The organism is Bradyrhizobium sp. Pa8 (assembly GCF_052588265.1).
Window position 1 is genome coordinate 897,738 of record NZ_CP176767.1, and the last position, 26,033, is coordinate 923,770.

At 64.2% G+C, this 26,033-nt stretch carries 21 protein-coding genes; 8 read left to right on the plus strand and 13 right to left on the minus strand.

Going from position 1 to position 26,033, the window contains the following annotated elements:
• Positions 1-268: 268 nt before the first annotated feature.
• A complete protein-coding gene (gene lepA / locus ACKWRH_RS04215; protein ID WP_028160588.1) occupies positions 269-2,080 on the minus strand; it encodes a translation elongation factor 4 in 1,812 nt (603 codons plus the stop codon).
• A gap of 126 nt (positions 2,081-2,206) precedes the next feature.
• On the opposite strand from lepA, the gene ACKWRH_RS04220 reads away from it, so the two are divergent.
• On the plus strand, positions 2,207-3,832 hold the full coding sequence (locus ACKWRH_RS04220; protein ID WP_445222621.1) for a glycosyltransferase family 39 protein: 1,626 nt from the start codon (positions 2,207-2,209) through the stop codon (positions 3,830-3,832).
• Between the two features lie 17 nt (positions 3,833-3,849).
• Here the strand turns inward: ACKWRH_RS04220 and ACKWRH_RS04225 are convergent, their stop codons facing one another.
• The 5 genes from ACKWRH_RS04225 to ACKWRH_RS04245 form a co-directional block, all read right to left on the minus strand.
• Positions 3,850-4,167 carry an HPr family phosphocarrier protein gene (locus ACKWRH_RS04225; protein ID WP_014498546.1) on the minus strand — a complete coding sequence of 106 codons (318 nt, stop codon included), beginning with the start codon at positions 4,165-4,167 and terminating at the stop codon, positions 3,850-3,852.
• A complete protein-coding gene (locus ACKWRH_RS04230; protein ID WP_007597752.1) occupies positions 4,164-4,565 on the minus strand; it encodes a PTS sugar transporter subunit IIA in 402 nt (133 codons plus the stop codon). Before ACKWRH_RS04230 ends, ACKWRH_RS04225 begins: the two co-directional genes overlap by 4 nt.
• Before the next feature lie 133 nt (positions 4,566-4,698).
• Positions 4,699-5,223: an HPr kinase/phosphorylase gene (locus ACKWRH_RS04235; RefSeq protein WP_445219448.1), complete on the minus strand. Its 525-nt coding sequence runs from the start codon at positions 5,221-5,223 to the stop codon at positions 4,699-4,701.
• Positions 5,220-7,022 carry a stimulus-sensing domain-containing protein gene (locus ACKWRH_RS04240; protein ID WP_445219449.1) on the minus strand — a complete coding sequence of 601 codons (1,803 nt, stop codon included), beginning with the start codon at positions 7,020-7,022 and terminating at the stop codon, positions 5,220-5,222. The genes ACKWRH_RS04235 and ACKWRH_RS04240 overlap by 4 nt, the downstream gene beginning before the upstream one ends.
• Positions 7,023-7,139: 117 nt before the next feature.
• Entirely contained in the window at positions 7,140-7,841 is a 702-nt protein-coding gene (locus ACKWRH_RS04245; protein WP_008542552.1) for a response regulator transcription factor, read from the minus strand.
• A gap of 241 nt (positions 7,842-8,082) precedes the next feature.
• On the opposite strand from ACKWRH_RS04245, the gene ACKWRH_RS04250 reads away from it, so the two are divergent.
• The 3 genes from ACKWRH_RS04250 to ACKWRH_RS04260 all read left to right on the plus strand — a co-directional run bounded on the left by ACKWRH_RS04250 (position 8,083) and on the right by ACKWRH_RS04260 (position 13,388).
• Complete coding sequence (locus ACKWRH_RS04250; protein WP_445219450.1) at positions 8,083-8,817, plus strand: HugZ family pyridoxamine 5'-phosphate oxidase; 735 nt, start codon at positions 8,083-8,085, stop codon at positions 8,815-8,817.
• A gap of 78 nt (positions 8,818-8,895) precedes the next feature.
• A complete protein-coding gene (locus tag ACKWRH_RS04255) occupies positions 8,896-11,487 on the plus strand; it encodes a CHAT domain-containing tetratricopeptide repeat protein (protein ID WP_445219451.1) in 2,592 nt (863 codons plus the stop codon).
• A 284-nt stretch (positions 11,488-11,771) separates the two neighbouring features.
• Positions 11,772-13,388 (plus strand): phosphoenolpyruvate carboxykinase, encoded by a 1,617-nt coding sequence (locus ACKWRH_RS04260; protein ID WP_445219452.1) that lies wholly within the window; start codon positions 11,772-11,774, stop codon positions 13,386-13,388.
• 173 nt (positions 13,389-13,561) lie between these two features.
• On the opposite strand, the gene ACKWRH_RS04265 is transcribed toward ACKWRH_RS04260, so the two are convergent.
• Positions 13,562-14,377 (minus strand): acyl-CoA thioesterase, encoded by an 816-nt coding sequence (locus ACKWRH_RS04265; RefSeq protein WP_445219453.1) that lies wholly within the window; start codon positions 14,375-14,377, stop codon positions 13,562-13,564.
• A gap of 228 nt (positions 14,378-14,605) precedes the next feature.
• Positions 14,606-17,122 carry a glycogen/starch/alpha-glucan phosphorylase gene (locus ACKWRH_RS04270; RefSeq protein ID WP_445219454.1) on the minus strand — a complete coding sequence of 839 codons (2,517 nt, stop codon included), beginning with the start codon at positions 17,120-17,122 and terminating at the stop codon, positions 14,606-14,608.
• A gap of 204 nt (positions 17,123-17,326) precedes the next feature.
• On the opposite strand from ACKWRH_RS04270, the gene ACKWRH_RS04275 reads away from it, so the two are divergent.
• Positions 17,327-17,560 (plus strand): hypothetical protein, encoded by a 234-nt coding sequence (locus ACKWRH_RS04275; RefSeq protein ID WP_354113370.1) that lies wholly within the window; start codon positions 17,327-17,329, stop codon positions 17,558-17,560.
• A 27-nt stretch (positions 17,561-17,587) separates the two neighbouring features.
• On the opposite strand, the gene ACKWRH_RS04280 is transcribed toward ACKWRH_RS04275, so the two are convergent.
• The 3 genes from ACKWRH_RS04280 to ACKWRH_RS04290 form a co-directional block, all read right to left on the minus strand.
• Positions 17,588-18,154, minus strand: a complete 567-nt coding sequence (locus ACKWRH_RS04280) for a PAN domain-containing protein (RefSeq protein WP_445219455.1) — start codon at positions 18,152-18,154, stop codon at positions 17,588-17,590.
• 112 nt (positions 18,155-18,266) lie between these two features.
• Positions 18,267-19,637 (minus strand): glutamate--cysteine ligase, encoded by a 1,371-nt coding sequence (locus ACKWRH_RS04285; protein WP_445219456.1) that lies wholly within the window; start codon positions 19,635-19,637, stop codon positions 18,267-18,269.
• Between the two features lie 102 nt (positions 19,638-19,739).
• The gene (locus ACKWRH_RS04290) at positions 19,740-20,234 is read right to left on the minus strand and encodes a MarR family winged helix-turn-helix transcriptional regulator (protein ID WP_014498535.1); all 495 of its coding nucleotides are present in this window, start codon (positions 20,232-20,234) and stop codon (positions 19,740-19,742) included.
• A gap of 127 nt (positions 20,235-20,361) precedes the next feature.
• Between ACKWRH_RS04290 and gstA the strand changes: the two genes are divergently transcribed.
• The 3 genes from gstA to ACKWRH_RS04305 all read left to right on the plus strand — a co-directional run bounded on the left by gstA (position 20,362) and on the right by ACKWRH_RS04305 (position 21,955).
• A complete protein-coding gene (gene gstA / locus ACKWRH_RS04295) occupies positions 20,362-20,976 on the plus strand; it encodes a glutathione transferase GstA (protein WP_445219457.1) in 615 nt (204 codons plus the stop codon).
• A gap of 119 nt (positions 20,977-21,095) precedes the next feature.
• Positions 21,096-21,440, plus strand: coding sequence for a hypothetical protein (locus tag ACKWRH_RS04300; protein ID WP_445219458.1), 345 nt, complete (start codon positions 21,096-21,098; stop codon positions 21,438-21,440).
• A 206-nt stretch (positions 21,441-21,646) separates the two neighbouring features.
• The gene (locus ACKWRH_RS04305) at positions 21,647-21,955 is read left to right on the plus strand and encodes a hypothetical protein (RefSeq protein WP_014498532.1); all 309 of its coding nucleotides are present in this window, start codon (positions 21,647-21,649) and stop codon (positions 21,953-21,955) included.
• Positions 21,956-22,405: 450 nt separating this feature from the next.
• Here the strand turns inward: ACKWRH_RS04305 and ACKWRH_RS04310 are convergent, their stop codons facing one another.
• Positions 22,406-24,619 (minus strand): FAD-dependent oxidoreductase, encoded by a 2,214-nt coding sequence (locus tag ACKWRH_RS04310; RefSeq protein ID WP_445219459.1) that lies wholly within the window; start codon positions 24,617-24,619, stop codon positions 22,406-22,408.
• 155 nt (positions 24,620-24,774) lie between these two features.
• Positions 24,775-25,983 (minus strand): acetyl-CoA C-acetyltransferase, encoded by a 1,209-nt coding sequence (locus tag ACKWRH_RS04315; protein WP_445219460.1) that lies wholly within the window; start codon positions 25,981-25,983, stop codon positions 24,775-24,777.
• Between the last annotated feature and the right edge of the window lie 50 nt (positions 25,984-26,033).

Sequence of the window (26,033 nt, forward strand, 5' to 3'; positions counted from 1 at the left end):
CTAGATATCGAATTCAGAGGTTGCCGATCGGTCGGCGGTCGAGATGGTGCGTGCTGATGGGCGCCCGCTGCACACCCGCTGCCATGATGTCATCATGCCCCTGTTTTGCCCGACGGGTCAAATCGATTTCGTAAAATCGAAAGAGCCCAATGCCGACAAGGGCCCGGCTACTGTGCATGGGGTTGTTTTCGCGAATCTTGTTTGCCGGCCCCCGATATCCGGGCCGAGGCCCAATCTCGTCAGGTCCGGAGTGGCCTGAGCGTTCGCCTCAGCTGTCCACCTTCAACGCGGCAATGAAGGCTTCCTGCGGGATGTCGACCTTGCCGAACTGCCGCATCTTCTTCTTGCCTTCCTTCTGCTTCTCCAGAAGTTTCCGCTTACGCGTGATGTCGCCGCCGTAGCACTTCGCGGTGACGTCCTTGCGCAGGGCGCGCACCGTCTCGCGCGCGATCACCTTGCCGCCGATCGCCGCCTGGATCGGGATCTGGAACATGTGCGGCGGGATCAGCTCCTTCATCTTCTCGACCATGGCGCGGCCGCGCCCCTCCGCGCGGGTGCGATGCACCAGCATCGACAGCGCGTCGACCGGCTCGTTGTTGACCAGGATCTGCATCTTGACGAGATCGGCCACCTTGTAGTCGGTCAGGTGATAGTCGAACGAGGCGTAGCCTTTCGAGACCGATTTCAGGCGGTCGTAGAAGTCGAACACGACTTCGTTGAGCGGCAGATCGTACTTCACCATGGCGCGGGAGCCGACATAGGTCAGCTCCTTCTGCGCGCCGCGGCGGTCCTGGCACAGCTTCAAAACGCTACCGAGATATTCGTCGGGAGTGAGGATGGTGGCCTCGATCCAGGGCTCCTCGATATCGGCGATCTTGACCACGTCGGGCATGTCGACGGGATTGTGGATCGAGATCTCCTGGCCGTCGGTCAGGTGCATCTTGTAGATCACGCTTGGCGCGGTCGCGATCAGGTTGAGGTCGAACTCGCGCGACAGCCGCTCTTGGATAATCTCGAGGTGCAATAGCCCGAGGAAGCCGCAGCGGAAGCCGAAGCCCAGCGCAGCCGAGGTTTCCATCTCGTAGGAGAAGCTCGCGTCGTTGAGGCGCAACTTGCCCATCGCCCCGCGCAGCGTTTCGAAGTCATTGGCGTCGGCCGGGAACAGGCCGCAGAACACCACCGGGATCGCCGGCTTGAAGCCCGGCAGCATTTCGGTGACCGGCTTCCTGTCGTCGGTGATGGTGTCGCCGACGCGGGTGTCGGCGACTTCCTTGATCGCCGCGGTGATGAAGCCGATCTCGCCGGGGCCGAGCTCGTCGACCTGCTCCATCTTCGGGGTGAAGAAGCCGACGCGCTCGACGTCATAGGCCGCGCCTGTGCCCATCATGCGGATGCGCTGGTTCTTCTTCATGACGCCGTCGACGACGCGGATCAGCACGACGACGCCGAGATAGACGTCGTACCAGCTGTCGACCAGGAGCGCCTTCAAGGTCGCGTCGCGGTCGCCCTTCGGCGGCGGCAGGCGGGTGACGATGGCTTCCAGCACGTCGGGGACGCCGAGGCCGGTCTTGGCCGAGATCATCACGGCGTCGGAGGCATCGATGCCGATGACGTCCTCGATCTGCTGCTTGATCTTCTCGGGTTCGGCCGCGGGAAGGTCGACCTTGTTCAGGACCGGGACGATCTCGTGGTTGTTGTCGAGCGCCTGGTAGACGTTGGCAAGCGTCTGCGCTTCGACGCCCTGGCTGGCGTCGACCACCAGCAGGGAACCCTCGCAGGCCGCCAGCGACCGCGAGACTTCGTAGGCGAAGTCGACATGGCCGGGCGTGTCCATCAGGTTGAAGATGTAGTCCTTGCCGTCCTTGGCGCGGTAGGCGAGGCGGACCGTCTGCGCCTTGATGGTGATGCCGCGCTCGCGCTCGATGTCCATGGAATCGAGCACCTGCTCCTTGCCCGCCATTTCGCGGTCGGTGAGGCCGCCGGTCATCTGGATCAGGCGGTCGGCCAGCGTCGACTTGCCATGGTCGATATGGGCGACGATGGAGAAATTGCGGATGTTGGAAATGGGGACGGTCGTCATGGGCGCGGGATACCACTCACATCCCCGTGCGGCAACCATATTGCTGTATTTTCAGGGCCTTTCTTCACGCCAAGCTGATTCCACGAGGGCCCAAAACGCGCTACGCAACGGCCCATGTCCAGGCTCATGTCCACGACCTCGATCCCCTCCGCCCGAGCACGCGCAAAACCCCGGGTGAGCTTTAACCGCTTCCGGGCCTGGCTGGTCGCCTGCGCGATCCGGCCCGAAGCGCGGCTCTGGCTGGTGATCCAGCTCGCCATCCTGCATGCGGTGATCTGGACCTTCATCCTGATCAATCTCAAGGCAGCGCAGGACGTTCACATGGACGTCGCAGAAGCCTTTGGCTGGGGCCAGGAATTCCTGTGGGGCTACGGCAAGCACCCACCGCTGTCGGGCTGGGTCGCCGGCCTCTGGTTCAGGGTGTTCCCGGCGGCGGACTGGGCGACCTATGCGCTGGCGATGGCGACCGTCGGCGTCGGCATGGTGATCTGCTGGCTGCTGAGCTTGCGCGTCGTGGACGCGCGGCGCGCGTTCCTGGTCGTGGTGATGGTCGCGCTCTACCCGATCTTCAATTTCAAGGGTTTCAAGTACAATCCCGACCTGCTCCAGCTCGTCACGCTGCCGCTGCTCGTGCTCGCCTATCTCAACGCCTTCGAGAAGCGGACCTGGCAGTCCGGCATCTGGTTCGGGCTCGCCGGCGCGCTGGCGCTGATGACCAAATACTGGGTGCTGACCATGATCGGCGCCATCGGCCTTGCTGCGCTGATCCATCCCGACCGGCTGCGATTCCTGCTGTCGCCGGCGCCGTGGGTGGCGATCGCGACGATGGTCGTGGCGATGATCCCGCATATCGTCTGGCTTGCGGGCGTGCATTTCGTGCCGCTGACCTATGCCGGCGATACCTACAGCCTCGATGACAGCCGCCAGGTCCATCAGCTCGTGGCGGGCTACGCCCTGCATAATTTGGCGCTGCTGGCGCTGCCGGTGGCGCTGGCCGCCCTCGCAATGGCGCTGGTGCCGCATTGGTTCACGCTGCTGCTGCGCGCACCGTTACGCATCGTCACGCGCGCCTGGGGGCGCGGCGCCAATCCCGGCGTCAATGTTGCGCAGGCGTTGAACGTCTGGATCATCCAGATCATCGTCGCGGTCGGCCCGCCGCTCGGCGCGCTGGCCTTCAGCATCTACATGAAGACCGATTGGGGCATCTCGCTGTTCTTCCTGGTGCCCTTGGCGCTGGTCGCGATCCCGGCGCTGCGGGTGCAGAGTGCGGCCCTGTTCAACATCGCCGCGATCTGGCTCGTGCTCAGTGTCGCCACGCTCGCAGCCTCGCCCTGGATCGCCGCGCGCGAGATGGCGGCCAATGCCGGTAACACGGCGACCTACGGCGCGCGCTCGGAGCTGGCGCGTGAATTGACGCAGGCCTGGCACACGCGTTTCGGCTCGCGCTGGGCTGTCGTTGCCGGCACCATGGAGTCGATCCAGCCGATGGTGTTCTATAGCCCCGATCATCCGGCCGCGTTGATGCCGCTCGAAGCATGGGATTCCGGGCTGACGTCGCGCGAGGACGCCAGGAAGTATGGCTTCATCGGCGTGTTCGATCCGACCGACGGCCGCCTGCCGGCGTTCGAGAAATGGGTCTCGGAGATCGCGCCGAACGCCGAGCGCATCGTGATGACGACGCGCCGCTTCACCCACGGCAAGGCCGGCCCGTCGATGAGCTGGAATATCTATATCGCGCCGCCGGCGAAGTGACCGAGCGCCGCGAAGCGCTAGATCCCTTCCTCGTTGAACTTGCTTTCAACGAGCTCCGTGATCGCCGCGAGTGCGGCTTCCGCTTCAGTGCCGGCGGCGGCGACCGTGATCGTCGTGCCCGGTCCTGCGGCCAGCATCATCAGGCCCATGATCGAGGTGCCGCCGACGGTCTCGCCGCCGCGCGTCACCCACACCTGCGCGTCGAAGCGCTCCACCGCCTGGACAAATTTCGCCGAGGCGCGGGCGTGCAGGCCGCGCTTGTTGATGATCAGGAGCTCCTTGGAGATCGCGCCCGCGGGCACGCCCGTCCCGGCTTGCGGCGCGTCGTCGCTCATTTGCCGGCGAGCACGCGGCTGGCAATGGTGACGTATTTGCGGCCTGCTTCCTGGGCCATCGCGATCGCGTCGGGCAACGGACGCTCCTCGCGCACCTTGGCAAGCTTCACCAGCATGGGAAGGTTGATGCCGGCGAGCACTTCGACCTTCGGCCGGCTCATGCAGGATATTGCAAGATTGGACGGCGTGCCGCCGAACATGTCGGTGAGGATCGCAACGCCGTCGCCGGAATCGACGCGGTTGACCGCCTCGATGATGTCGCTTCGGCAGAGATCGGAATCATCTTCGGCACCGATCGTGATCGCTTCGATTTGCTTTTGTGGGCCCATGACATGCTCAAGCGCTGCCTTGAATTCGTCGGCAAGGCGCCCGTGGGTCACAAGTACTAGACCAATCATCGGAAAACTCCTCGCGGGCGCTTTTGGTGCACCGCACGAACGCGCCACTTTGACCATCCAGAGCCCCCGCGCAAGAGGGGATGTTGCGAATCTCCCTGAATCTAGACGGATGGATGAGGGGAGCTGCGCCGGTCTATTCGGTCGCGATAGTGGGGTTCATATGGTTACCATTTCCCTTCAAACAATCGCCTGAAGGGTTAACGGAAGATGAACTCTTGGTAGTGGTCAAGGCCGCAACAACCAAAGGGAGGGGCGAATAGTCGCGCCCGACGGGGATTCGCGGTATTTCCACACCGGAAATGCTTGTATTCAGCGATTCCGCCGCAGGCAGCCGTTCCGCGTCGGCGGCGTCCAGATCGACCACGAGGCCGACGGTCGCATGCTCCACGAAGTCGCAGCGGCGGATTCCCAGTCCCCGTATCTCGATCAGGCCGGCCAGCAGCGGCGCGGGGCGGACTTCAATTTCGTCGCCGACTGTCGCCAGATGGACACGGTCATCGCCGACCAGAACGGCCCTTTCGACCACGCCGGCGCGTCCCGCCATGATCAAATCGAAGGCAAGGCGCGACTTGCCAGAGCCTGAGGGCCCGCGGATCAGCACCGCCAGAGTCCCGACCTTGACTGCGGAGGCGTGAACGCTGGGGCCACCGTCGCTCATAGCGCCGGCAGCCTCACCACGAAACGCGCGCCCGCAACCGTAGGTGCTCCGTCCTCGTCCACCGGGCCCGGGCGGTTCTCGGCCCAGATGCGTCCGCCATGGGCATCGACGATCTGCTTGGAGATCGACAGGCCGAGGCCGGAGTTCTGGCCAAAGCCCTGGTGCGGACGGTCGGTGTAGAAGCGCTCGAAGATGCGCTCCAGCGCGTCGTCGCGGATGCCGGGCCCGTCGTCGTCGACCACGATCTCGATCTCGGAGCGGACGCGGCGGCAGGTGAGGCGCACCTTGCTGCCGGGCTCGGAGAACGATTGCGCGTTGGAGAGCAGGTTGGAGACTACCTGCCCGAGCCGCGAATCGTGGCCGGTCACGGAGAACGTGTCGTTCGCGCCGCGGCCCTCGAAGCGCGTTTCGACCGCGACGTCATGGCCGAGCTTGGTTTCATTGGCGACGGATACGAGCGTCGTCAGCAGGCGGCGCAGGTCGACCCGGACCGCATCCTGGCGCTGCAATTCGGCGTCGAGGCGGCTGGCGTCGGAGATGTCGGAGATGAGGCGGTCGAGCCGCTTGACGTCATGCTCGATCACCTCGAGCAGGCGCGCGCGGCTGGTCTCGTTGCGCGCCAGCGGCAGCGTCTCGACCGCGGAGCGCAGCGAGGTCAGCGGGTTCTTCAGTTCGTGCGCGACATCGGCGGCGAACATCTCGATCGCCTCGATGCGGCTGTAGAGCGCGCTGGTCATGTCGCGCAGCGCGCCGGAAAGGTGACCGATTTCGTCGCGGCGCCGGGTGAAGTCGGGAATCTCGATGCGGGCCTTGATGCGGCGGCGGACGCGCTCGGCGCTGTCGGCGAGCCGGCGCACCGGACCTGCGATCGTGCTTGCAAGCAGCAGCGACAGCATGATCATCACCGCGGCAGCGACGCCGCCGACCTTCAGGATCGCCAGGCGCTCGGCGGTGACCATCTGGTCGATGTCGTCGCCCTGCGTCGACAGCATCAGGGCGCCGTGGATGGCGCGCGAGCGCAGCACGGGGACTGCGACCGATACGATCACCTCGCCGCGCGAATTGACCCGCACCATCGAACGCTTCTGACCCTGGAGCGCGTCGCCCACTTCCGCGTAGCCATTGCCGTTCTCGCGCCCGAGCTCGCGATACAGCGGCAGGTCACCGCGGTTGATCCAGAGGCGCACCGAGGTCAGGCCGCGCTCGATCACGCCGGGCTTCTGCGATGGCGGCGGCAACGGGAAGATCAGCACGTTCTCGAGGTCGCGGCTGTCGAGCAGCACCGTCCCGTTGGGATCGAATATCCGCGCCCGGGTCTTGGTCGGCGAGATCAGCGTACGCAGCACGGGTGCCACGCGCTCCGGGCTGATCGGGAAGTTCAGCGCCGAATAATCGTCGGATTCGCCGTAGCTGTCGCCGAGCTTCAGATCGAGCAGGCGGTCAGGATCGACCGTGATCGCGTTGGTCTGCACGGTCGCCGACGCTCCGATGGCACCGGCGATGATCTCGGCCTGCACCAGCAGGCTCTGCGCACGCGCGTCGATCAGGCCGGCTCGGAACTGCGAGAGATAGAGAATGCTCGCGACCAGCGCGACGAGGCCGGCGAGGTTGAGCGAGACGATGCGGCGGGTCAGGCTCGAGAAGGAGAGCGCGAAGAAATACTGACCGGCGCGCGTCAGCCAGGACAGCGGCCGCCAACCTTGTGCGGCCGGCTTGTCGTCGGCGACGTGCTCCGGTACGCCGTCGGATGCGATATCCCCGGCATTCTGGCTCTCATCAGGCTGCGTTCGGTCAAGCAATGCTTATGCCCGCGTTAGGACATCTCGTGCGAAGGGTCCCCGCATCCTAGAGCCATCCCGGTCCCGATGGAACGAGAACCGGCGATGCTCTCAGTCTTTCGTGAAGGCGCGTGAGCCTCAGGCTTCCTTGAAGCGGTAGCCGACGCCGTAGAGTGTCTCGATCATCTCGAACTCGTTGTCGACCACCTTGAACTTCTTGCGCAGCCGCTTGATGTGGCTGTCGATGGTGCGGTCGTCGACATAGACCTGGTCGTCATAGGCGGCGTCCATCAGCGCGTTGCGGCTCTTCACCACGCCGGGCCGGGTCGCCAGCGCCTGGAGGATCAGGAATTCGGTGACGGTCAGCGTCACCGGCTCGTTCTTCCAGGTGCAGGTGTGCCGCTCGGGGTCCATGCGCAGCAGGCCGCGGTCGAGCGCCTTGGCATCGTTCTCCTTCGGCGCGACGGTCGGGTCCTTCGGCGCTGAGCGGCGCAGCACGGCCTTGACGCGCTCGACCAGCAGGCGCTGCGAGAACGGTTTGCGGATGAAGTCGTCGGCGCCCATCTTGAGGCCGAACAGCTCATCGATCTCTTCGTCCTTGGAGGTCAGGAAGATCACCGGCAGGTCGGATTTCTGCCTGAGACGGCGCAGCGTTTCCATGCCGTCCATGCGCGGCATCTTGATGTCGAGGATGGCAAGATCGGGCTGGGTGGTGCGGAAACCGTCGAGCGCGGAGGCGCCGTCGGTGTAAGTCATGATGCGGTAGCCTTCGGCCTCCAGCGCGATCGAGACGGATGTGAGAATGTTGCGGTCGTCGTCGACCAAAGCGATTGTGGGCATGAGCCTCTGCTTTCTGCTTTCCGTTTGGGTCGTGGCTTAAAACGGCGAGCAATCCACTGATGCGCCGCATACATGGGTGCCGAAGTCGGCGGTCGAACCTTGTCACCGAGCAATGCAAGCTGGGCTGAAGTGTGACCAAGTTCCACGAAGCGCGGCAGATTCGCCGCGTTTCGACCCTTAACCTGACCCCCGTTTACCCGAAAAAAGACCTCCCTTGCAACCACCTGACCCGAGAAAGCCGATGCAACCGACCCCCGATTTCGACCCCGGAACGCTCGCCAAATCGCTGCTCAGGCGCTCGCGCCAGGGGGCGCTGGCGACGCTGATGGCCGGCAGCGGCGATCCCTATTGCTCCCTGGTCAATCTGGCGAGCCACCCCGACGGCTCGCCGATCCTGCTGATCTCGGGCCTGGCCGTGCACACCAGGAACATCCTGGCGGATCACCGGGTCTCCCTGATGCTGGACGAACGTGCGGCCGGCGATCCGCTGGAGGGTGCCCGAATCATGCTGTCCGGCCTGGCGGAACAGGCCGATGCCGACAAGGATGTGCTCCAGCGGCGGTATCTCAATGCCCATCCATCGGCCGAAGCGTTTGTTTCGTTTAAGGATTTCTCTTTCTTCAGAATTCGGCCCACGGGAACCCATCTGGTCGCCGGGTTCGGCCGCATCGTCGATCTCAAGCCCGAGCAGTTCCTGACGGACCTTACCGGTGCCGAGGGTCTGCTGGCGGCGGAGGAGGGGGCGGTCGCGCACATGAACGCCGACCACCGCGACGCCATGGGCCTCTATGCAACAAAACTCCTCGGCGCGGCGGAGGGCGACTGGCGCTGCACCGGCTGCGACCCCGAGGGCCTCGACATGCAGGATGGCCAGACTGCGCTGCGGTTGGACTTCCCGGAGCGGGTGACTGATGGCACGGCGCTGCGCAAGATGCTGGTCCGCCTTGCTGGCGAAGCGCGCGCGAAGGTGGACTAGCGCGCAACAATTTGAACGCCGCCCCCCATCGCTGCGACCCAAGACCGTAATGGTTCGAAGCCGGCAGCGAGAGGGTTCATGATACGTCGTCGTTTGACGCTGGTTGCGGGCTTGGCGCTCGCGATCACCGCATCGCTTGCCACGCCCGGCTTTGCCCAGAAGGGTCTCGCCTCGGAGAGCGCGCGGATCAACGCACTCCGAAGCGCCGGCAAATATTCGGAGGCGCTGCCGCTGGCGCAGGCCATGGTGGCGTCTCTCGAGAAGACCACCAACAATCGTGATCTCGCGGGCGCGCTCAACAACCTCGCGCAGATCTACGCCGACCAGGGCCACGACGACCAGGCCGAGCCGCTCTACAAGCGCGCCATTGCACTGATGGAGAAGGGGACCGGTCTCGACAGCGTCGAGATCGCACCAGTGCTGACCAACCTCGCCGCGCTCTATCAGAGGCAGAGCCGCTTTGCAGAGGCCGAGCCGCTGTTCAAGCGTGCGCTCGCCGTTCGCGAGAAGGCGCTGTCGCGCGAGCATCCCGACGTCGGTCAGTCCCTCAACAATCTCGCCACATACTATGTGAAGCAGCAGCGTCAGGCCGAAGCCGAGCCGTTGTTTCAGCGCGCGCTCGCGATCTACCAGAAGGCCGGTGGCCCCGAGCATCCGGCGGTCGCGACGCTCCTGAACAATCTCGGCCAGCTCGATCGCGACCTCAATCGCGATGCGGATGCCGAGGCGCCGATCAGGCGTTCGCTCGCGATCCGCGAAAAGGTGCTGGGACCGGACCATCCCGACGTCGCGCGCTCGCTGAACAATCTCGCCGGTCTCTACGAGCACCAGCGGCGCTATGCCGATGCGGAGCCGCTCTATCGCCGTGCGCTGTCGATCCGCGAACGTGCGCTCGGTCCCGATCATCCGGACGTCACGACCTCGACCAGCAATCTCGCTTATTTCCTCTACGTCTCCGGGCGGAACGCCGACGCGCTGCCGCTCGCGGAAAAGACGCTTTCGACCAATCGCGCGCAGCTGCGCGTCGTGCTGCCGGTTCTGTTCGCCGCGCGACGGCAACGTCTGCTGGCTGACGACAAGGCGCTGGACGAGGCGCTCGCCGCGATCCAGCGCGGCACGCAATCCTCCGCCGCATCCGCCGTGAACAAGCTGGCCGTGCGCCTTGCTGCCGGCAGCGACCGGCTGGCCGAGCTCGTGCGCCGGGACCAGGATCTTGCGGCCGAGTCCGAGGCGCTCGACAAGGCGATCATCGCCGCGGTGTCGAAGCAATCGGCCCAGCGCGACGTCGCGGCCGAGCAGCGCAGCCGGATGCGGATCGCGGCGATAGCGAACGAGCGCACGGGCTTGCAGAAGACGCTCGCGGTCGAGTTTCCCGATTACGCGTCGCTCTCCAACCCCCTGCCGCTGGCGGTCAAGGATATCCAGCCCTTGCTGTTACCCGACGAAGCGATGGTGCTCTACTCCGTCGTCGACAAGCAGAGCTATGTCGTCGCGATCACGCGCGAAGGCGTCGAATGGAGGGAGATTCCGCTCGGCGCGGACGCGCTGACGCAGAAGGTGACAGCCTTCCGCAAGGGGCTCGATGTCGGCAAGGCGCGCGATGCCTCCGGCAAATCAGGATTGTTCGATCTCGGGCTCGCCAACGAGCTCTATGTCGCACTGCTCGGCCCGGTCGAAGCACTGACGAAGGACAAGCGCAACCTGCTGGTGGTGCCGTCGGCCGCGCTGACGGCGTTGCCATTTCATCTGCTCGTCACGGAGACGCCGCAAGCTGCGATCCCGGACACGCTCGAAGGCTATCGCAGCGCCGCCTGGCTGTTGCGGCGTCAGGCGGTGTCGGTGCTGCCCTCGGTGGTCAGCCTGAAATCGCTGCGTGCCGTCGCGCGTCGGGAGCAGGGCGTGAAGCCGATGACCGGCTTTGGCGATCCCGTGTTCAATCCCGCGCTGGAAGGGCCGGCCGATCGTCGCGCTGCAGGCGGCAAGGTCGCTGCACGCAACATTGCAACAATTGCCTATAGCGATTTTTGGCGCGGTGCCGGCGTCGATCGCGCGCGGCTTGCGCAGGCGCTCCCGCAACTGCCGGACACCGCGGACGAGTTGAACGCTGTGGCAAAGGATGTTGGCGCGGCCGAGGCCGACATCCATCTCGGCCGCGATGCCAGCGAAACGACGCTGAAGCGTGCAGCGCTTGCTCAATACAGCATCATCTACTTTGCCACCCACGGTCTCGTGGCCGGCGATATCAAGGGATTGGGCGAGCCCTCGCTTGCGCTCTCCATTCCCGATCGGCCGACGGAGCTGGATGACGGCCTGCTCACGGCAAGTGAAGTCGCTCAGCTCAAGCTCAACGCGGATTGGGCTGTGCTGTCGGCCTGCAACACCATCGCCGGCGACAAGCCCGGCGCCGAGGCCCTGTCGGGACTGGCGCGCTCGTTCTTCTACGCGGGTGCACGCGCGCTGCTGGTCTCGCATTGGGCCGTGGATTCGGAAGCTGCCACCCGCTTGACCATTTCGACTTTCGATCTGCTCAAGAACGAACCAAAAATCGGCCGTGCCGAAGCCTTGCGCCGCGCGATGTTAACGTACGTCGATGACACCTCGTCACCGCGCAACGCCTATCCCGCGATGTGGGGGCCGTTCGCACTCATCGGCGAAGGCGAGGTACGATAGGACGGTCCTGCGATTGTGCGTCGCAATAACCACAGGAAACGCCGAATTGCGTATTTGGTTGCGCGATCATTTGTGATTTTTTGACGCGGACGCACAGGGCTGACATGCGCGACGTTTGGCGCGGTCCTTGAATAAACCAAATCCTGCGGGATCGGCTTGGCAACGCCAGCGTTCACCATTATTACGTCGTTCAACCGAGGCCGGACGGCCTGTAATTCACGGTGACTGCGATGGCGCCAAAGCTTGGTCGCGCTGAGTGTCGCGGGTTCTAGGAGGATTTTTTCGTGCAAGAGACGGGCGTGCGCAACGGTGCCTTCGGTGCCGACAAATTCGGCTTAAAGAATCTCAAACAGGTTCACTGGAACCTCGGCGCGCCGCAACTCTATCAATACTCGCTTTCCGCGGGCGAGGCGGTGCTGTCGGCTGACGGTTCGCTTTGCGCCGACACCGGTGAGTTCACCGGCCGCAGCCCGAAGGACAAGTTCACGGTGCGTGACGCCACCACCGACAAGAAAATGTGGTGGGCGGGCAACCAGTCGATCACCGCCGAACAGTTCGAGACGCTCTACCAGGACTTCCTCAAGCACGCTGAAGGCAAGAGCCTGTTCGCGCAGGATCTCTATGGCGGCGCCGATCCGGCCTACCGGATCAAGACCCGCATCTTCACCGAGCTCGCCTGGCACTCGCTGTTCATCCGTACGCTGCTGATCCGCCCCGAGTCGGTCGAGCTGCCGAGCTTCACGCCGGAGCTCACCATCATCGACATGCCGAGTTTCCGCGCCGATCCCAAACGCCACGGCTGCAAGTCGGAGAACGTCGTCGCGATCGATTTCGCCCGCAAGATCGTCCTGATCGGCGGGTCTTATTATGCCGGCGAGATGAAGAAGTCGGTCTTCACCACGCTGAACTATTATCTGCCCGAGCGCGGCGTGATGCCGATGCACTGCTCTGCCAATGTCGGCGCCAATGGCGACACCGCGATCTTCTTCGGGCTATCAGGCACCGGCAAGACCACGCTGTCGGCCGATCCGAACCGCACGCTGATCGGTGACGACGAGCACGGCTGGGGCCCGAACGGCGTCTTCAACTTCGAGGGCGGCTGCTACGCCAAGTGCATCAAGCTCTCGCAGGAAGCCGAGCCCGAGATCTACGCGGCGTCGACGCGCTTCGGCGCGGTGCTCGAGAACTGCGTGCTCGACGAGGACACCCGAATCGTCGATTTCGACGATGGCTCCAAGACCGAGAACACGCGTTCCGCGTACCCGCTCGACTTCATCCCGAACGCTTCGCGCACTGGCCGCGCGCCGCAGCCGAAAAACGTGGTGATGCTCGCCGCCGACGCCTTCGGCGTGCTGCCGCCGATCGCAAAGCTCTCGCCGGCGCAGGCGATGTATCACTTCCTGTCCGGCTACACCGCCAAGGTCGCCGGCACCGAGCGCGGTCTCGGCAACGAGCCGCAGCCGGAATTCTCCACCTGCTTCGGCTCGCCCTTCCTGCCGCTCGATCCCAGCGTCTATGGCAACATGCTGCGCGACCTCATCGCCCAGCACAATGTCGATTGCTGGCTGGTCAACACCGGCTGGACCGGCGGCAAGTACGGCACAGGCTCGCGCATGCCGATCAAGGTGACGCGCGCGCTGCTCACCGCCGCGCTCGACGGCTCGCTTCGCAACGTCGAATTCCGCACCGACAAATATTTCGGCTTCGCGGTCCCGACCGCGCTGCCCGGCGTGCCGGCCGAGATCCTGAACCCGGTCAACACCTGGAAGGACAAGGACGAGTTCGACAAGACCGCCCGCGCGCTGGTCGGCATGTTCCAGAAGAACTTTGCCAAGTTCGAAGCCCAGGTCGACGCCGAAGTGCGCGCAGCCGCGCCGGACGTGAAGCTGGCGGCGGAGTAATCTCTCGCTCTGTCTTCAATGCAAAAGGGCGGCCGCGAGGCCGCCCTTTTTTCGTGCGCGAACTCTCTCCACCGTCATTGCGAGCGCAGCGAAGCAATCCAGAATCCCTCCGCGGAGACAGTCTGGATTGCTTCGTCGCTACGCTCCTCGCAATGACGAGCTTGCGGAAGCAGTCACGCCTTGAAATACGCAATCTGCGTCGTGGTCGCGAGCAGCCTGCCGTTCGGCGACCACAGCTCGGCGTTTTGATCGGCGTAGCTCTTGTGCATGATCTTCGAATCGGCTGTCGCGAGCACGCGCGTGATGTCCTCGGCGGCGAGCTCTTCGCTGTCGGTGTGAAAATACGTCGTCAGCGACACCGTGCCGAACGGCACCAGCTCGCGCCTGGCGTGGAAGATGCGGCCGAAGAAGGCGTCGGACATCGACATCAGCGACAGCATGTCGAGCTTGCGCGGCGTGCGGTCGCCGATCCAGAGCTTGGAATAGGTGCCAGAGAGCTCGGTCTGCGGCGGGCCGATCCGCATCTCGCCCTCGACGAAGCGGAATTCATACTGGTTGGCCCAGGACGCTGCGATCTTCGGGAACGGCAGCGTCTGCTCGAACGGTTTCGCGTCCGGATATTGCGCCACCCTGTGCTCCCAGGACGGCCGGCGCTCGGCAAACACGGCGGTGGCGAGCGTTGCGACCTCGCCGCCGCCCTGCGACAGTTCGACGCTCCAATGCTGGCTGGAGCGATTGGCCTTCACCAGCCGCACGTCCAGATCGAACGGCCCCTTGGCGATCGGCGCGCAGTAATTGACGGTCAGCGCCAGCGGATCGCCGGCGCGCTGCGGATGGTCGATCAGCGCGCGCAGGATGGTCGCTGCCGTGGCACCGCCGAACGGGCCGACAAACGCCCAGTAGTCGTCGCTGGTATGCCCCTGCCAGCTGGAGTCACCGGCACTGATGCGGGTGGCGTCGTCGAACGGGTGCGGGAGCTTGGCGTGCATTGTATTCCTCGGTGCCGACCCCATCGTCATTGCGAGCGCAGCGAAGCAATCCAGAGTCTTTGCGCGGGGACAGTCTGGATTGCTTCGCTGCGCTCGCAATGACGGTGTTTGAGGTTGCCGCGTCAGTATCGCTGACATCGCCTCTTGGGGATGATGACGATCATATCATCATCCTCCCCGCGAGATGCAATAACCTCGCAGGTCAAACCGATTTCACGCCGCGGAAAATCAACCCGCGACGTCGCGCAGATCCGGCAGCAACGGCGTGGTCGGATTGACCGGCACGTTCCAGATTTCCTCGGCATATTCGCGGATGGTGCGATCCGAGGAGAACCAGGCCATGCGCGCGACATTGAGGATGGAGGCGCGCGTCCAGGCCGGCGCCACCTGCCAGCGAGCGTCAACGCTGCGCTGCGCTTCGTAATAGGAATCGAAATCGGCGCTGACCATGTAGTGGTCGAGATAGCGCAGCGCGTGCGCAATGGATTCGAAGCGGCCGGGATCGCCGGGCGAGAACTCGCCGGTGCCGATCGCGTTGATGGCGCGCTGGAGCTTTGGCGAATTGCGGATCACGTCGGAGGCATCCAGCCCCTGCTTGCGGCGGATCATCACGTCGCCGGCCTCCATGCCGAAGATCGCGATGTTCTCCGCGCCGACATGGTCGCGGATCTCGATGTTGGCGCCGTCGAGCGTGCCGATGGTGAGCGCGCCGTTCAGTGACAGCTTCATGTTGCCGGTGCCGGAGGCCTCCATGCCGGCGGTCGAAATCTGCTCAGACAGGTCGGCCGCGGGAATGATCACCTCCGCAAGGCTGACATTGTAGTCGGGCAGGAAGACGACCTTGAGCTTGCCGCCGATCGCGGGATCGTTGTTGACGACCTCCGCGACGTCGTTGATCAGCTTGATGATCAGCTTGGCGTATTTGTAACTCGCGGCGGCCTTGCCTGCGAAGATCTTGACCCGCGGCACCCAATTCCCGTTGGGATCATCCTTGATCGACTGGTACAGCGCGACGGTCTCGATGACGTTGAGGAGCTGGCGCTTGTATTCGTGAATGCGCTTGATCTGCACGTCGAACAGCGCGGTCGGATCGACCTTGATGCCGAGCCGCTCGCCGATCAGGCGCGCCAGCGCGGTCTTGTTGTGAAGCTTGACGCTGCGGAACTTCTTCTGGAATTCGACGTCGCTGGCGCGGGCTTCGATCAGGCTGAGCTGGGTCGGATCGTCGAGCACGGCTTCGCCGCAGGTCTCGCGCAGCAGGTCGGTCAGCTTCGGATTCGCCAGCATCAGCCAGCGGCGGAAGGTGATGCCGTTGGTCTTGTTGGTGATGCGGCCGGGATAGAGATGGTTGAGATCGTGGAACACGGTCTCGCGCATCAGGTCCGAATGCATCGCCGAGACGCCGTTGATGCGGTGCGAGCCGACGAAGGCGAGCTGGCCCATGCGCACGCGGCGTCCGCTCCTCTCGTCGATCAGCGAAACCGAGGCACGGAAATCGATGTCGCCGGGCGCGCGCGCTTCAGCCAGCGCGAGATGCTGCACGTTGATGCGGTAGATGATCTCGAGATGGCGCGGCAACAGCCGCTCGAACAGTTCGACCGGCCAGGTCTCCAGCGCCTCGGGCAAAAGCGTGTGGTTGGTGTAGGACAGCGTCGCGACCGTGATCTTCCAGGCCTCGTCCCAGCGGAAATTGTGCAGGTCGACCAGGATGCGCATCAGCTCGGTGACGGCGAGGCTCGGATGGGTGTCGTTGAGCTGGACCGCGACCTTCATCGCGAGGCTGCGAAGCTGGCCGTCGGAGGTGAGGTGGCGATTGACCAGGTCCTGCAGCGAGGCGGAGACGAAGAAATACTCCTGGCGCAGCCGCAGCTCGCGGCCCGCCGGGCTCTCGTCGTTCGGATAGAGGAATTTGCAGATCGCTTCCGCGCGCGACTGTTCGGCGCTGGCGCTGACATAGTCGCCCTTGTTGAAGGCGTCGAGCTTCAACGGATCGGGCGAGCGCGCCGACCACAGGCGGAGCGCGTTGACGTGCTGGCCGCGCCAGCCGACGATCGGTGTGTCGTAGGCGATCGCCTGCACGGTCTCCGCCGGATGCCAGATCGCGCGGTCGCGGCCCTTGTCGTCGACATGCTCGACGCCACCGCCGAAATGGACGTGATAGATCACCTCGGGCCGCTGCAATTCCCAGGGATTGCCGAAGCTCAGCCATTCGTCCGGATATTCCTGCTGCCAGCCCTGATTGATGATCTGGCGGAACAAGCCGTAATCGTAGCGGATGCCGTAGCCGATCGCGGGGATCGAGAGCGTGGCCATGCTCTCCATGAAGCAGGCGGCGAGCCGCCCCAGGCCGCCATTGCCGAGCGCGGCATCCGGCTCGCATTTGCGGAGCTCAGGCAGCGACACGCCGAGATCGCCGAGCGCGACCTCGAAGATCTTGAGCAGCCCCATGTTGTTCAGCGCGTCGGTGAAGAGACGGCCGATCAGGAATTCGAGCGAGAGATAATAGACGCGCTTGCGTCCCGCATCGTAGCTGTGCTTCTCGGCCGTGAGCCAGCGATGCACGATGCGGTCGCGCAGCGCGAGCGCTGCGGCCTGGTACCAGTCGTGCTTGGTCGCCATGCCAGCATCCTTGCCGATGGCAAGGCGCAGCTTCGCCAGGATCGCGCCCTTGACGTCAGCCAGCGCGAGCTCGTCGATGGGCTCGCCGGAGGCCGGCAAACTTGGCTGGAACGATTGATCTTGCAAGGCCGTCACTTCCTGGTCGCGAGAACACCACTAACTTACGCGTCTTGCCCCTGCACCGGAACCATCGCTGGCGCGGCCGTGCACTGCGCTGGCGTAAATTTATGCAAGGAACGGGCCGATTTGGGAACCCGGAAGCGTACGGAGAGATGCGGATTCGGTGCTAGATTGAGGGCAGATTCAGCCATCAGTGTGGAGGAAACGTCCATGAGACTGCTGATCGAAATCGCCGCCGCGGCCTTCCTCGTCGTCTGCATCACCGCCTCCAGCGCCGCCTTTGCCGCCGGCAAGACGGGCCGCAGCGCCGACGGCCTGAGCTGCGGCTTCAGCGTTCCGGAAAATGCGTCTCCCGCGGTGCGCTGCGCCGCCATCAAGCGCCAATGCGGCGGCAAGTTCTACGCGAATGCGTGCGGGGACAGGCTGGTGTCGGCAGCGAATTGAGGAGCGGGTCGCTGGAATCGCTGCGCGCTATCTGACCACGCCCGACGTGAAGCCCGCCTTGCGGCGCGGCGGCTTGATTTCCTTTTTCAGGAAGCAGCGTGCTTCACGCCCGGTGTAGCCGGGACGGGAATAGGTGAAGGCGCGACACTTGTTGTCGGCGATGCAGGCGGCCTTGCAGGCTTCTTCGCCTTCGCCGTCCTTGATCTCGAAATTGCGCAAGTCGCCGCCGGGGCGGTCGATCGACGTTTCAACGCCTTCGATCCGCGGCTCGATCACGCCGGCGCCACGCACGCCGGAGATGCAGCAGCTGCCCGGGACACGCGGCGGCACCGTATTCTTGAGCCAGCACACTGCCGAGCCGCCTTCGACGTCGGGATAGTTGAAGCTCCAGGAGCGGCAGCGGCGGTCACGCTCGCAGAGCAGCGCACAATCCTCGGGGTCACCTGACGTCACCGGCGAGCTGAAATAGTCGCCGCCGGGCCGGTCGAACGCCGTCTGGGCGCGCGCAGGCACGCTCGCAAACACGAGCAAAAGCAACGTGGCGCAGGCCACGACGTTTGCCATGACGGCCCCACGCAGGCGGCCCTTCCCCATCGGAACAGCTTTCGAGTTATTGACGGCGCTCAGGTTTTTTCAGCCGGTCATTTGATCGCCGCAAACCTGTATGGGCGATGAACGGCTCCGGTCCTGGTCGTCGGCCTCTGGCCTAGAACGCGTATTCCGCGTAGGCCGGTTCCACGGAGCCGTTCCAGGCGCCGTTGAACTTCTCCAGCATCTCCTCGGCCGGGGTCCGGCCGGAATCGATGATGCGATCGAGCGGCTCCAGATGCCGGGTTTCGTCGCGGCCGAGCTGGTCGATCCGGCCGCGACGGCGCAGGCCGGCATGGGCCAGAACGAGGGATTCCTTGGCGATCTCGAACAGATAGCGGTCCTTGATCCGCGCCTTGAAGCCGAACCGCGGCACGTCGTCGCGCAGGGCCTGGCGCTCATGCGCGGTCCAGTGCTTCACGAGGTCCCATGCGGCATCGAGCGACACATCGTCGTAGAGCAGCCCGGCCCAGAACGCCGATAGCGCCGGCAGGCGGCCCCACGGGCCACCATCGGAGCCGCGCATCTCGAGATAGCGCTTGAGGCGCACCTCCGGGAAGATCGTCGAGAGATGGTTGGCCCAATCGGACAGCGTCGGACGTTCGCCGGGCAGATTGTTGTTGCGGCCGTCGAAGAAGGCGCGGAACGAGGAGCCCGAGACATCGATGTAATCCTCGTCGCGCTTGACGAAATACATCGGCACGTCGAGCGCGTAGTCGACATAGCGCTCGAAACCCATGCCGTCCTCGAATGCCCACGGCATCATGCCCGAGCGCGCATTGTCGGTGTCGCGCCAGATCTCGGAGCGGAACGACAGGAAGCCGTTCGGCTTGCCCTCGGTGAACGGCGAATTGGCAAACAGCGCGGTCGCGACCGGCTGCAGCGCGAGCGAGACGCGCAGCTTCTTGACCATGTCGGCTTCGGAGGAGAAGTCGAGATTGGTCTGCACCGTGCAGGTCCGGTACATCATGTCGAGGCCGTATTGGCCGACCTTCGGCATGTAATTGGTCATGATCTTGTAGCGGCCCTTGGGCATCACCGGGATGTCGGCGCGCGACCAGGACGGCGTCATGCCGAGCCCGAGGAAGCCGATGCCGAGCGGGGTCGCGATCTCGCGCACCTGCGCCAGATGCGCCATCAGCTCACCCTGGGTCTGATGCACGTTCTCGACCGGCGCGCCGGAGAGCTCGAACTGTCCGCCGGGCTCGAGCGAGATGGCGCCGCCGCCGGTGACGTCGTAGAGGCCGATGATGTTGCCCTTCTCCATGATCGGCTCCCAGCCGAGCAGGAGCTTCATGCCCTCGAGCAGCGCGCCGATGCCCCGCGCGCCCTCGTAAGGCACCGGACGGTGGCCTTCGAGCGTGAACGGCGTCTTCTCGTGCTCGGTGCCCATGCGGAATTCGGACGGGTCCTTGCAGCCGGCCTCGAACCACGCGACGAGCTCGTCGCGCGACTGCAGCGGCGTCATATCGATCTGGTCTCGCGCCATATCAAACTCTAATCAAAAAGGGCGCTTCGATCGAAGGCGCGCGGGTGACGGGGTGGTCCGCGAACCCAAGGGGGGGCACGGACGAGCTGGTGTGCCGCACGATCATCGCGACGGCGTGGTTTCGTTGACGTGGACGGGCGGCAGTTTCATCTCGCCGCACGAGCAGCCGAGACGGTCGAGCAGACCGCTGAGCTTGACGGCATCCGCATCGGACAGTTTCGAGCCGACATACTTTTCGATTGCGGCCGAATAGGCGCCCCACATCCGCTTCTGCAACTCGCGGCCGGCTTCCGTGATCTCCACGAACTGGCCGCGCTTGTCGATCTTGCATTCGCGCCGGGAGGCGAGCCCCTCGTCGACCAGGCGGTCGATCAGCCGCGAAGTTGAGTATTGCGGGATCAGCATTTGCCGCTCGAGTTCCACCGGCCGCAGCTCACCCGAGGGCGCTCGCGACAATTCGAGCAGCGCGTCGTACCAGGCCAGCGGCGGGAACCCCGCCTTCTTCAAGTCCTGCTCGACGCAATCGAGCACGCGGCTCTGCACCCGCATCAGGCGGATCCAGGCGGAAGTTGCCTCGGTCGATGGTTTGCGTTTCATGGTCCCGCTCAAGCTCGTCGTTCCGTCTCTTACCCCACTCGATGCACCTGCATCAATCTTGACTATTGGATGCAGATGCATGTAGGCGTTCCTTCGGCCCAACCAAGCGTCAAGAGAAGGAAATTCCATGAAACTCTATTACTCGCCCGGCGCCTGCTCCCTGTCCCCCCACATCGCGCTCCTGGAAGCCGGCCTGCCCTATGAGCTGGTCAAGGTCGATATCCGGGCCAAGAAGCTCGAAAATGGTGAGGATTATCTGAAGCTGAACCCGAAGGGCCAGGTCCCTGCGCTGGGCCTCGACAGCGGCGAGATCGTGACCGAAGGCCCGGTCATTGTCCAGATGATCGCCGACCTGGCTTCGGCCGAGGCGCTGGCGCCAGCTCACGGCAGCTCCGAGCGCTACAAGCTGCTCGAATGGCTGAACTTCCTCACCTCGGAGGTGCACAAGAGCTTCGGCCCGCTGTTCGCGCCGGCGCTGAACGACGAGGCCAAGGCCTTCTTCAAGGACCGCGTCATGGGCAAGCTGACATACATCGACAGCCAGCTCGCCGGCCGCGACTACCTTATGGGAAAGCAGTTCACGGTGGCCGACGGCTATCTCTTCACGATGCTGACCTGGGGCGACCGGATGAAGTTCGACCTCTCGGCCATGCCGAACCTGACCGCCTACAAGGCTCGCGTTGCAGCGCGGCCGCAGGTGCAGGAGGCGCTGAAGAAGGAAGGCCTTGCGCAGGCGAAGTAAGCGCTTTGCACGATGCAACATGCGAAAGGCCGGATCGACGATCCGGCCTTTTTCTTGTGAACCATTCGATCGGCGGCCACGTCGAAATCGCGGAGCACCTCCACGAGACAGCCGCCGCCATGAACATGATCGTCCTTATGACCGCCGCGGGCGCGCCGCTCGCGATGCTTGGCCTGTCGACGCCGGACCTGCCGCAGCGCAATTGCATCTTCATGATCCATCCGCAGGTCACCTCGGCCGTGTTCGAGAGCAAGGAAGGAATGATCGTCTTTCCCGATCGGCCGACCGAATATCCGTGCAGCTATGCCAGGAAGGAGGGCGGAACGGACATCTCCTTCACCAACCAGAATGGCTGGCGCTTCGAAGTCCGCATTGGCCGCGGCGATGAAGGCGGCTGGAGAGCGAGTCTTGCCGACGATGCGATCTCGGGCCGGGCGTTCTCGCCGCTCGGAGACCGCAAATAAAACGGACCGGATCGTCGATCCGGCCCCTTTTTATTCTGCCCCGGGCAGGTGGGCGCGAACCCATCTCGCCGGATCATCGTACCTATCATTAGACTTATGAACTACTGTTCGCCGAATGTAAGTAGTGCTGTCTTGTCAGTACCCGTAAAGCGCGCGAGCTTGGCGGAATTGTTAGAGGATTATTTGTACTTTCATCGGAGTTGAACTTGACGATTGCCTTGGTCCTGATCGTCGCAAGTGCATTGGTGGGAATAGCGACAGGTTATGTTTTCAGGATCTGGGCGCTGATATTGATTGCGCCGGCGATCGCGGTTTTCTCGGCAATCATTCTTCGCGCTTACGAATTCGGCATGATGGCGGGTGTTACCGTCATCGCCATCTGTCTTGCCGTCTGCCAGCTCGCCTACTTCGCGGCGGCCTACCTGCTGCACGCGCGCGGGGTCTCAGCCCATGACGAAGTCGACGGCGAGCCAGGCGAGGGAAGCCAGCATAAAATCCGCCGCCAGCACAAGTAACGCCAAAGCGGCCCAAAGCATCGGCCCCTTGCGGCGCAGGCGCGCCGGCTTCTGTTGCGGGGAGAGGCGGCGAGTTGCGGGTTCAACAGCATACTTCGCGGTAAGATCGCGACCGAGCGCGGTCTTCCGCAGCACCAAAGAGTTCATCAAGGATACTTTCTTATTTTGTCTTCAACCTGCCGATGGCTCGGCAAGTGTCCCAACCGGGTTCGTGGCCCTGACCCAGAGCAAGACTAGTGCCAGGGCCGAGCAAAAGAACGGCGCCGCTTTGACACGCCTATGACAATTGCGCGACGCTGCGGCAGCAGGGACTCTGGCACGGTTCCTACGCGAATTCTGTGACTGGTTCCACAAGCCGGGAACAAATCTGACGCAACCGTGATGACGTCTCCCCAAACAAAAAAGGCCGGATCGACGATCCGGCCTTTGTTCTCAAATGACCTTGGATGATCAGGCTGCAGCCCTCTTCGGCGCGAAGCGACCGTAGAAAGTTTCTCCCTTCGCGGCCATCTCCTCGAGAAGCTTCGGCGGGGTGAAGCGCGAGCCGTACTTCGCCTCCAGCTTGTGGCAGAGCTCGACGAATTTCTTCGTGCCCATGAAGTCGATGTAGGACAGCGTGCCGCCGGTGAACGGCGCGAAGCCGAAGCCGAGGATCGAGCCGACATCCGCCTCGCGCGGGTCGGTGATGACGTGGTCTTCGACCGTGCGCGCGGCTTCCACCGCCTGCACCACCAGGAAGCGCTGCTTCAACTCCTCGATGTCGAGCGTATCGGGGTCGAGCTGCTTCGGCTGCAGCGCCGAGAGGCCCGGCCACAGGCTTTTCTGGCCCTTGCCCTTCTCGGGGTAGTCGTAGAAGCCCTTGCTGTTCTTGCGGCCGAGACGGCCCTGCTTCTCGACCATCTCCACCATCAGCTTCTTCTGATCGGGGTTGATGGCGTTCGGGCCGAGATCGGCTTCCGTCGCCTTCATGATCTTGAGGCCGAGATCGAGCGCGACTTCGTCCGAGAGCGAGAGCGGGCCGACCGGCATGCCGGCCATCTTGGCGCAGTTCTCGATCATCGCCGGCGGCACGCCCTCCAGGAACATCTCGTTGCCTTCGGCGACGTAGCGGCCAACGCAGCGATTAGCGAAGAAGCCACGGCTGTCGTTGACGACGATCGGCGTCTTGCCGATCTGCCGGACGTAGTCAAGCGCGGTCGCGAGCGCAACGTCGCCGGTGTTCTTGCCTTTGATGATCTCGACCAGCATCATCTTCTCGACCGGCGAGAAGAAGTGGATGCCGACGAACTTGCCCTGGTCCTTGAAGCCCTCGGCCAGCGAGGTGATCGGCAGCGTCGAGGTGTTCGACGCGAAGATCACGTCCGGCTTCATGTGCTCCTGGGCCTTGGCAAAGGTATCCGCCTTGACCTTGCGATCCTCGAACACGGCCTCGATGACGAGGTCGACGTCCTTGAGTGCAGCATAATCGGCAGTCGGCGTAATGCGCGCGAGCAGCGCATCGGCGTCACCGGGCTTGGCGCGGCCCTTCTTGATCTGCTCCTCGATCACCTTCTGAGCGTGCGCCTTGCCCTTGTCGGCACTCTCCTGGTCGCGGTCGATCAGAACGACGTCGAGGCCGGCACGGGCCGAGACGTAGCCGACGCTCGCACCCATGAAGCCGGCGCCGATCACGGCGATCTTCTTCACCTTGGTCGGGGCTACGTCCTTCGGACGGCGCGCACCCTTGTTGAGCTCCTGCATCGACAGGAACAGGCTGCGGATCATCGCGGCTGCTTCCTTCGAACGCAGCACCGAGGTGAAGTAGCGCGACTCGACGCGCAGCGCCGCGTCGATCGGCAGCTGCAGGCCTTCATAGACGCAGCTCATGATCGCACGCGCGGCCGGATAATTGTCGTAAGTCTCGCGGCGATAGATCGCGTTGCCGGCCGGGAACATCATCATGCCGGCCTTGGAGAACACCGGACCGCCCGGCAGCTTGAAACCCTTCTCGTCCCAGGGTGCGACGGCCTTGCCGCCGCCCTTGATCCAGTCCTTCGCTGCCTTGACGAGATCAGCCGCAGGGACGATGGCGTGAATGAGGTTCAGCGCCTTGGCCTTCTCGACCGTGACCGGATCGCCCTTGAGCAAAATGGTCATCGCGTCCTGCGGCGGCACCAGGCGCGGCACGCGCTGCGTGCCGCCGGCGCCGGGGAACAGGCCGACCTTGACCTCGGGCAGGCCGAGACGCGACTTGGGATTTTCCGCCGCCACGCGATAGTGGCAGCACAGCGTGATCTCGAAACCGCCGCCGAGCGCGAGGCCGTTGATCGCGGCCGCCCACGGCTTGCCGGAGGTCTCGATCGAGCGCAGCACCTGCGAGAAGCGCCGGCTCTGGTCGAACAGCATCTGGTTCGCCGCAGTCTCGTCCTGCTCCTTCAAGACCTTGGCGTAGGCCTGGTTCATGCCCTCGAGCATCGACAAATCGGCGCCGGCGCAGAATGCCTCCTTGGCGGAGGTGATGACGACGCCCTTCACCGCGGCGTCGGCTGTGGTTTCCTTGACGATCGCATCGAGCTCGCTGGTCGAGGTCTCGTCGAGCACGTTCATCGAACGGCCCGGGATGTCCCAGGTGACGAGCGCGATGCCGTCGGAATCGGTCTCAACCTTGAAGTTCTTGTAAGCCATGTTGGTTGCTCCTCGGTGCCGCAGCCGATCTCAGGCGCGGCGGTTGATCTGGATCTCGTAGGGTGGATTAGCCGAAGGCGTAATCCACCACTGTCTTCCTCCGCAGAAACAGAAGAGGTGGGTTACGCTGCGCTAACCCACCCTACGGCAGCTCGTTAGACCCGCTCGATGATGGTCGCAGTGCCCATGCCGCCGCCGATGCACAGCGTCACCAGCGCGGTCGCCTTGTTGGTGCGCTCGAGCTCGTCGAGCACGGTGCCGAGGATCATCGCGCCGGTGGCGCCAAGCGGATGGCCGAGCGCGATCGCGCCGCCATTGACGTTGATCTTGGCGTTGTCGATGTCGAAGGCCTGGATGTAGCGCAGCACGACCGAAGCGAAGGCTTCGTTGAGCTCGAACAGGTCGATGTCCGACTTCTTCATGCCCGAACGCGCGAACAGCTTTTCGGTGACGTCGACCGGACCGGTCAGCATCATCGCCGGCTCGGAGCCGACATTGGCAAACGCGCGGATCCTTGCGCGCGGCTTCAGGCCGTATTTCGCACCCGCTTCCTTGCTGCCGAGCAGCACGGCGCCGGCGCCGTCGACGATGCCCGACGAGTTGCCGGCGTGGTGCACGTAATTGACGCGCTCGATTTCCGGGTGCGACTGCACCGCGACGCCGTCAAAGCCGCCCATCTGCGCCATCATCGTGAACGACGGTTGGAGCTGTGCCAGCGACTGCATCGTCGTCGAGGGACGCATATGTTCGTCCTTGGCGAGGATGGTGAGGCCGTTGATGTCCTTCACGGGCACGATGGACTTGTTGAACCGGCCCTCGTCCCAAGCCTTGCCGGCGCGCTGCTGGCTCTGCACGGCATAGGCGTCGACGTCGTCGCGCGAGAAGCCGTACTTCGTGGCGATCAGGTCGGCCGAAACGCCCTGCGGCATGAAGTAGGCCGGCACCGCCATCGACGGGTCCATCGGCCAGGCGCCACCGGAGGCGCCGATGCCGACGCGGCTCATGGATTCGGCGCCGCCGCCGATCACCAGTTCATGCTGGCCGCTCATCACCTGGGCTGCGGCAAAATTCACGGCGTCGAGGCCGGAAGCGCAGAAGCGGCTGATCTGCACGCCGGGCACGGCTTCACCGAGGCCGGCCTTGAGCGCCGCGAAGCGCGCGATGTCGGAGCCGGCTTCGCCGACCGGATCGACCACGCCGAGCACGACGTCGTCGACGGAATCTTCCGGCAGATTGTTGCGGTCCTTCAGCGCCTTCAGCGGCACGGTGGCGAGCGCGAGCGCGGTCACCTCGTGCAGCGCGCCGTCCGCCTTGCCGCGGCCGCGCGGGGTTCGGACGTGGTCGTAGATATAGGCATCTGCCATGGGAGCCTCCTGATTGCAGTTATTGGTTACGACCGCGGCGCGGTCGGATC

Coding starts and splice junctions, on each gene's coding strand:
- ACKWRH_RS04225 (WP_014498546.1), bottom strand. CDS start 4,167: ATGAGCGACGACGCGCCGCAAGCCGGGACGGGCGTGCCCGCGGGCGCG.
- ACKWRH_RS04285 (WP_445219456.1), bottom strand. CDS start 19,637: ATGGCGCGAGACCAGATCGATATGACGCCGCTGCAGTCGCGCGACGAG.
- ACKWRH_RS04310 (WP_445219459.1), bottom strand. CDS start 24,619: ATGGCTTACAAGAACTTCAAGGTTGAGACCGATTCCGACGGCATCGCG.
- ACKWRH_RS04250 (WP_445219450.1), top strand. CDS start 8,083: ATGCAACCGACCCCCGATTTCGACCCCGGAACGCTCGCCAAATCGCTG.
- ACKWRH_RS04280 (WP_445219455.1), bottom strand. CDS start 18,154: ATGGGGAAGGGCCGCCTGCGTGGGGCCGTCATGGCAAACGTCGTGGCC.
- ACKWRH_RS04315 (WP_445219460.1), bottom strand. CDS start 25,983: ATGGCAGATGCCTATATCTACGACCACGTCCGAACCCCGCGCGGCCGC.
- ACKWRH_RS04220 (WP_445222621.1), top strand. CDS start 2,207: ATGTCCACGACCTCGATCCCCTCCGCCCGAGCACGCGCAAAACCCCGG.
- gstA (WP_445219457.1), top strand. CDS start 20,362: ATGAAACTCTATTACTCGCCCGGCGCCTGCTCCCTGTCCCCCCACATC.
- ACKWRH_RS04300 (WP_445219458.1), top strand. CDS start 21,096: ATGAACATGATCGTCCTTATGACCGCCGCGGGCGCGCCGCTCGCGATG.
- lepA (WP_028160588.1), bottom strand. CDS start 2,080: ATGACGACCGTCCCCATTTCCAACATCCGCAATTTCTCCATCGTCGCC.
- ACKWRH_RS04245 (WP_008542552.1), bottom strand. CDS start 7,841: ATGCCCACAATCGCTTTGGTCGACGACGACCGCAACATTCTCACATCC.
- ACKWRH_RS04290 (WP_014498535.1), bottom strand. CDS start 20,234: ATGAAACGCAAACCATCGACCGAGGCAACTTCCGCCTGGATCCGCCTG.
- ACKWRH_RS04230 (WP_007597752.1), bottom strand. CDS start 4,565: ATGATTGGTCTAGTACTTGTGACCCACGGGCGCCTTGCCGACGAATTC.
- ACKWRH_RS04275 (WP_354113370.1), top strand. CDS start 17,327: ATGAGACTGCTGATCGAAATCGCCGCCGCGGCCTTCCTCGTCGTCTGC.
- ACKWRH_RS04255 (WP_445219451.1), top strand. CDS start 8,896: ATGATACGTCGTCGTTTGACGCTGGTTGCGGGCTTGGCGCTCGCGATC.
- ACKWRH_RS04235 (WP_445219448.1), bottom strand. CDS start 5,223: ATGAGCGACGGTGGCCCCAGCGTTCACGCCTCCGCAGTCAAGGTCGGG.
- ACKWRH_RS04265 (WP_445219453.1), bottom strand. CDS start 14,377: ATGCACGCCAAGCTCCCGCACCCGTTCGACGACGCCACCCGCATCAGT.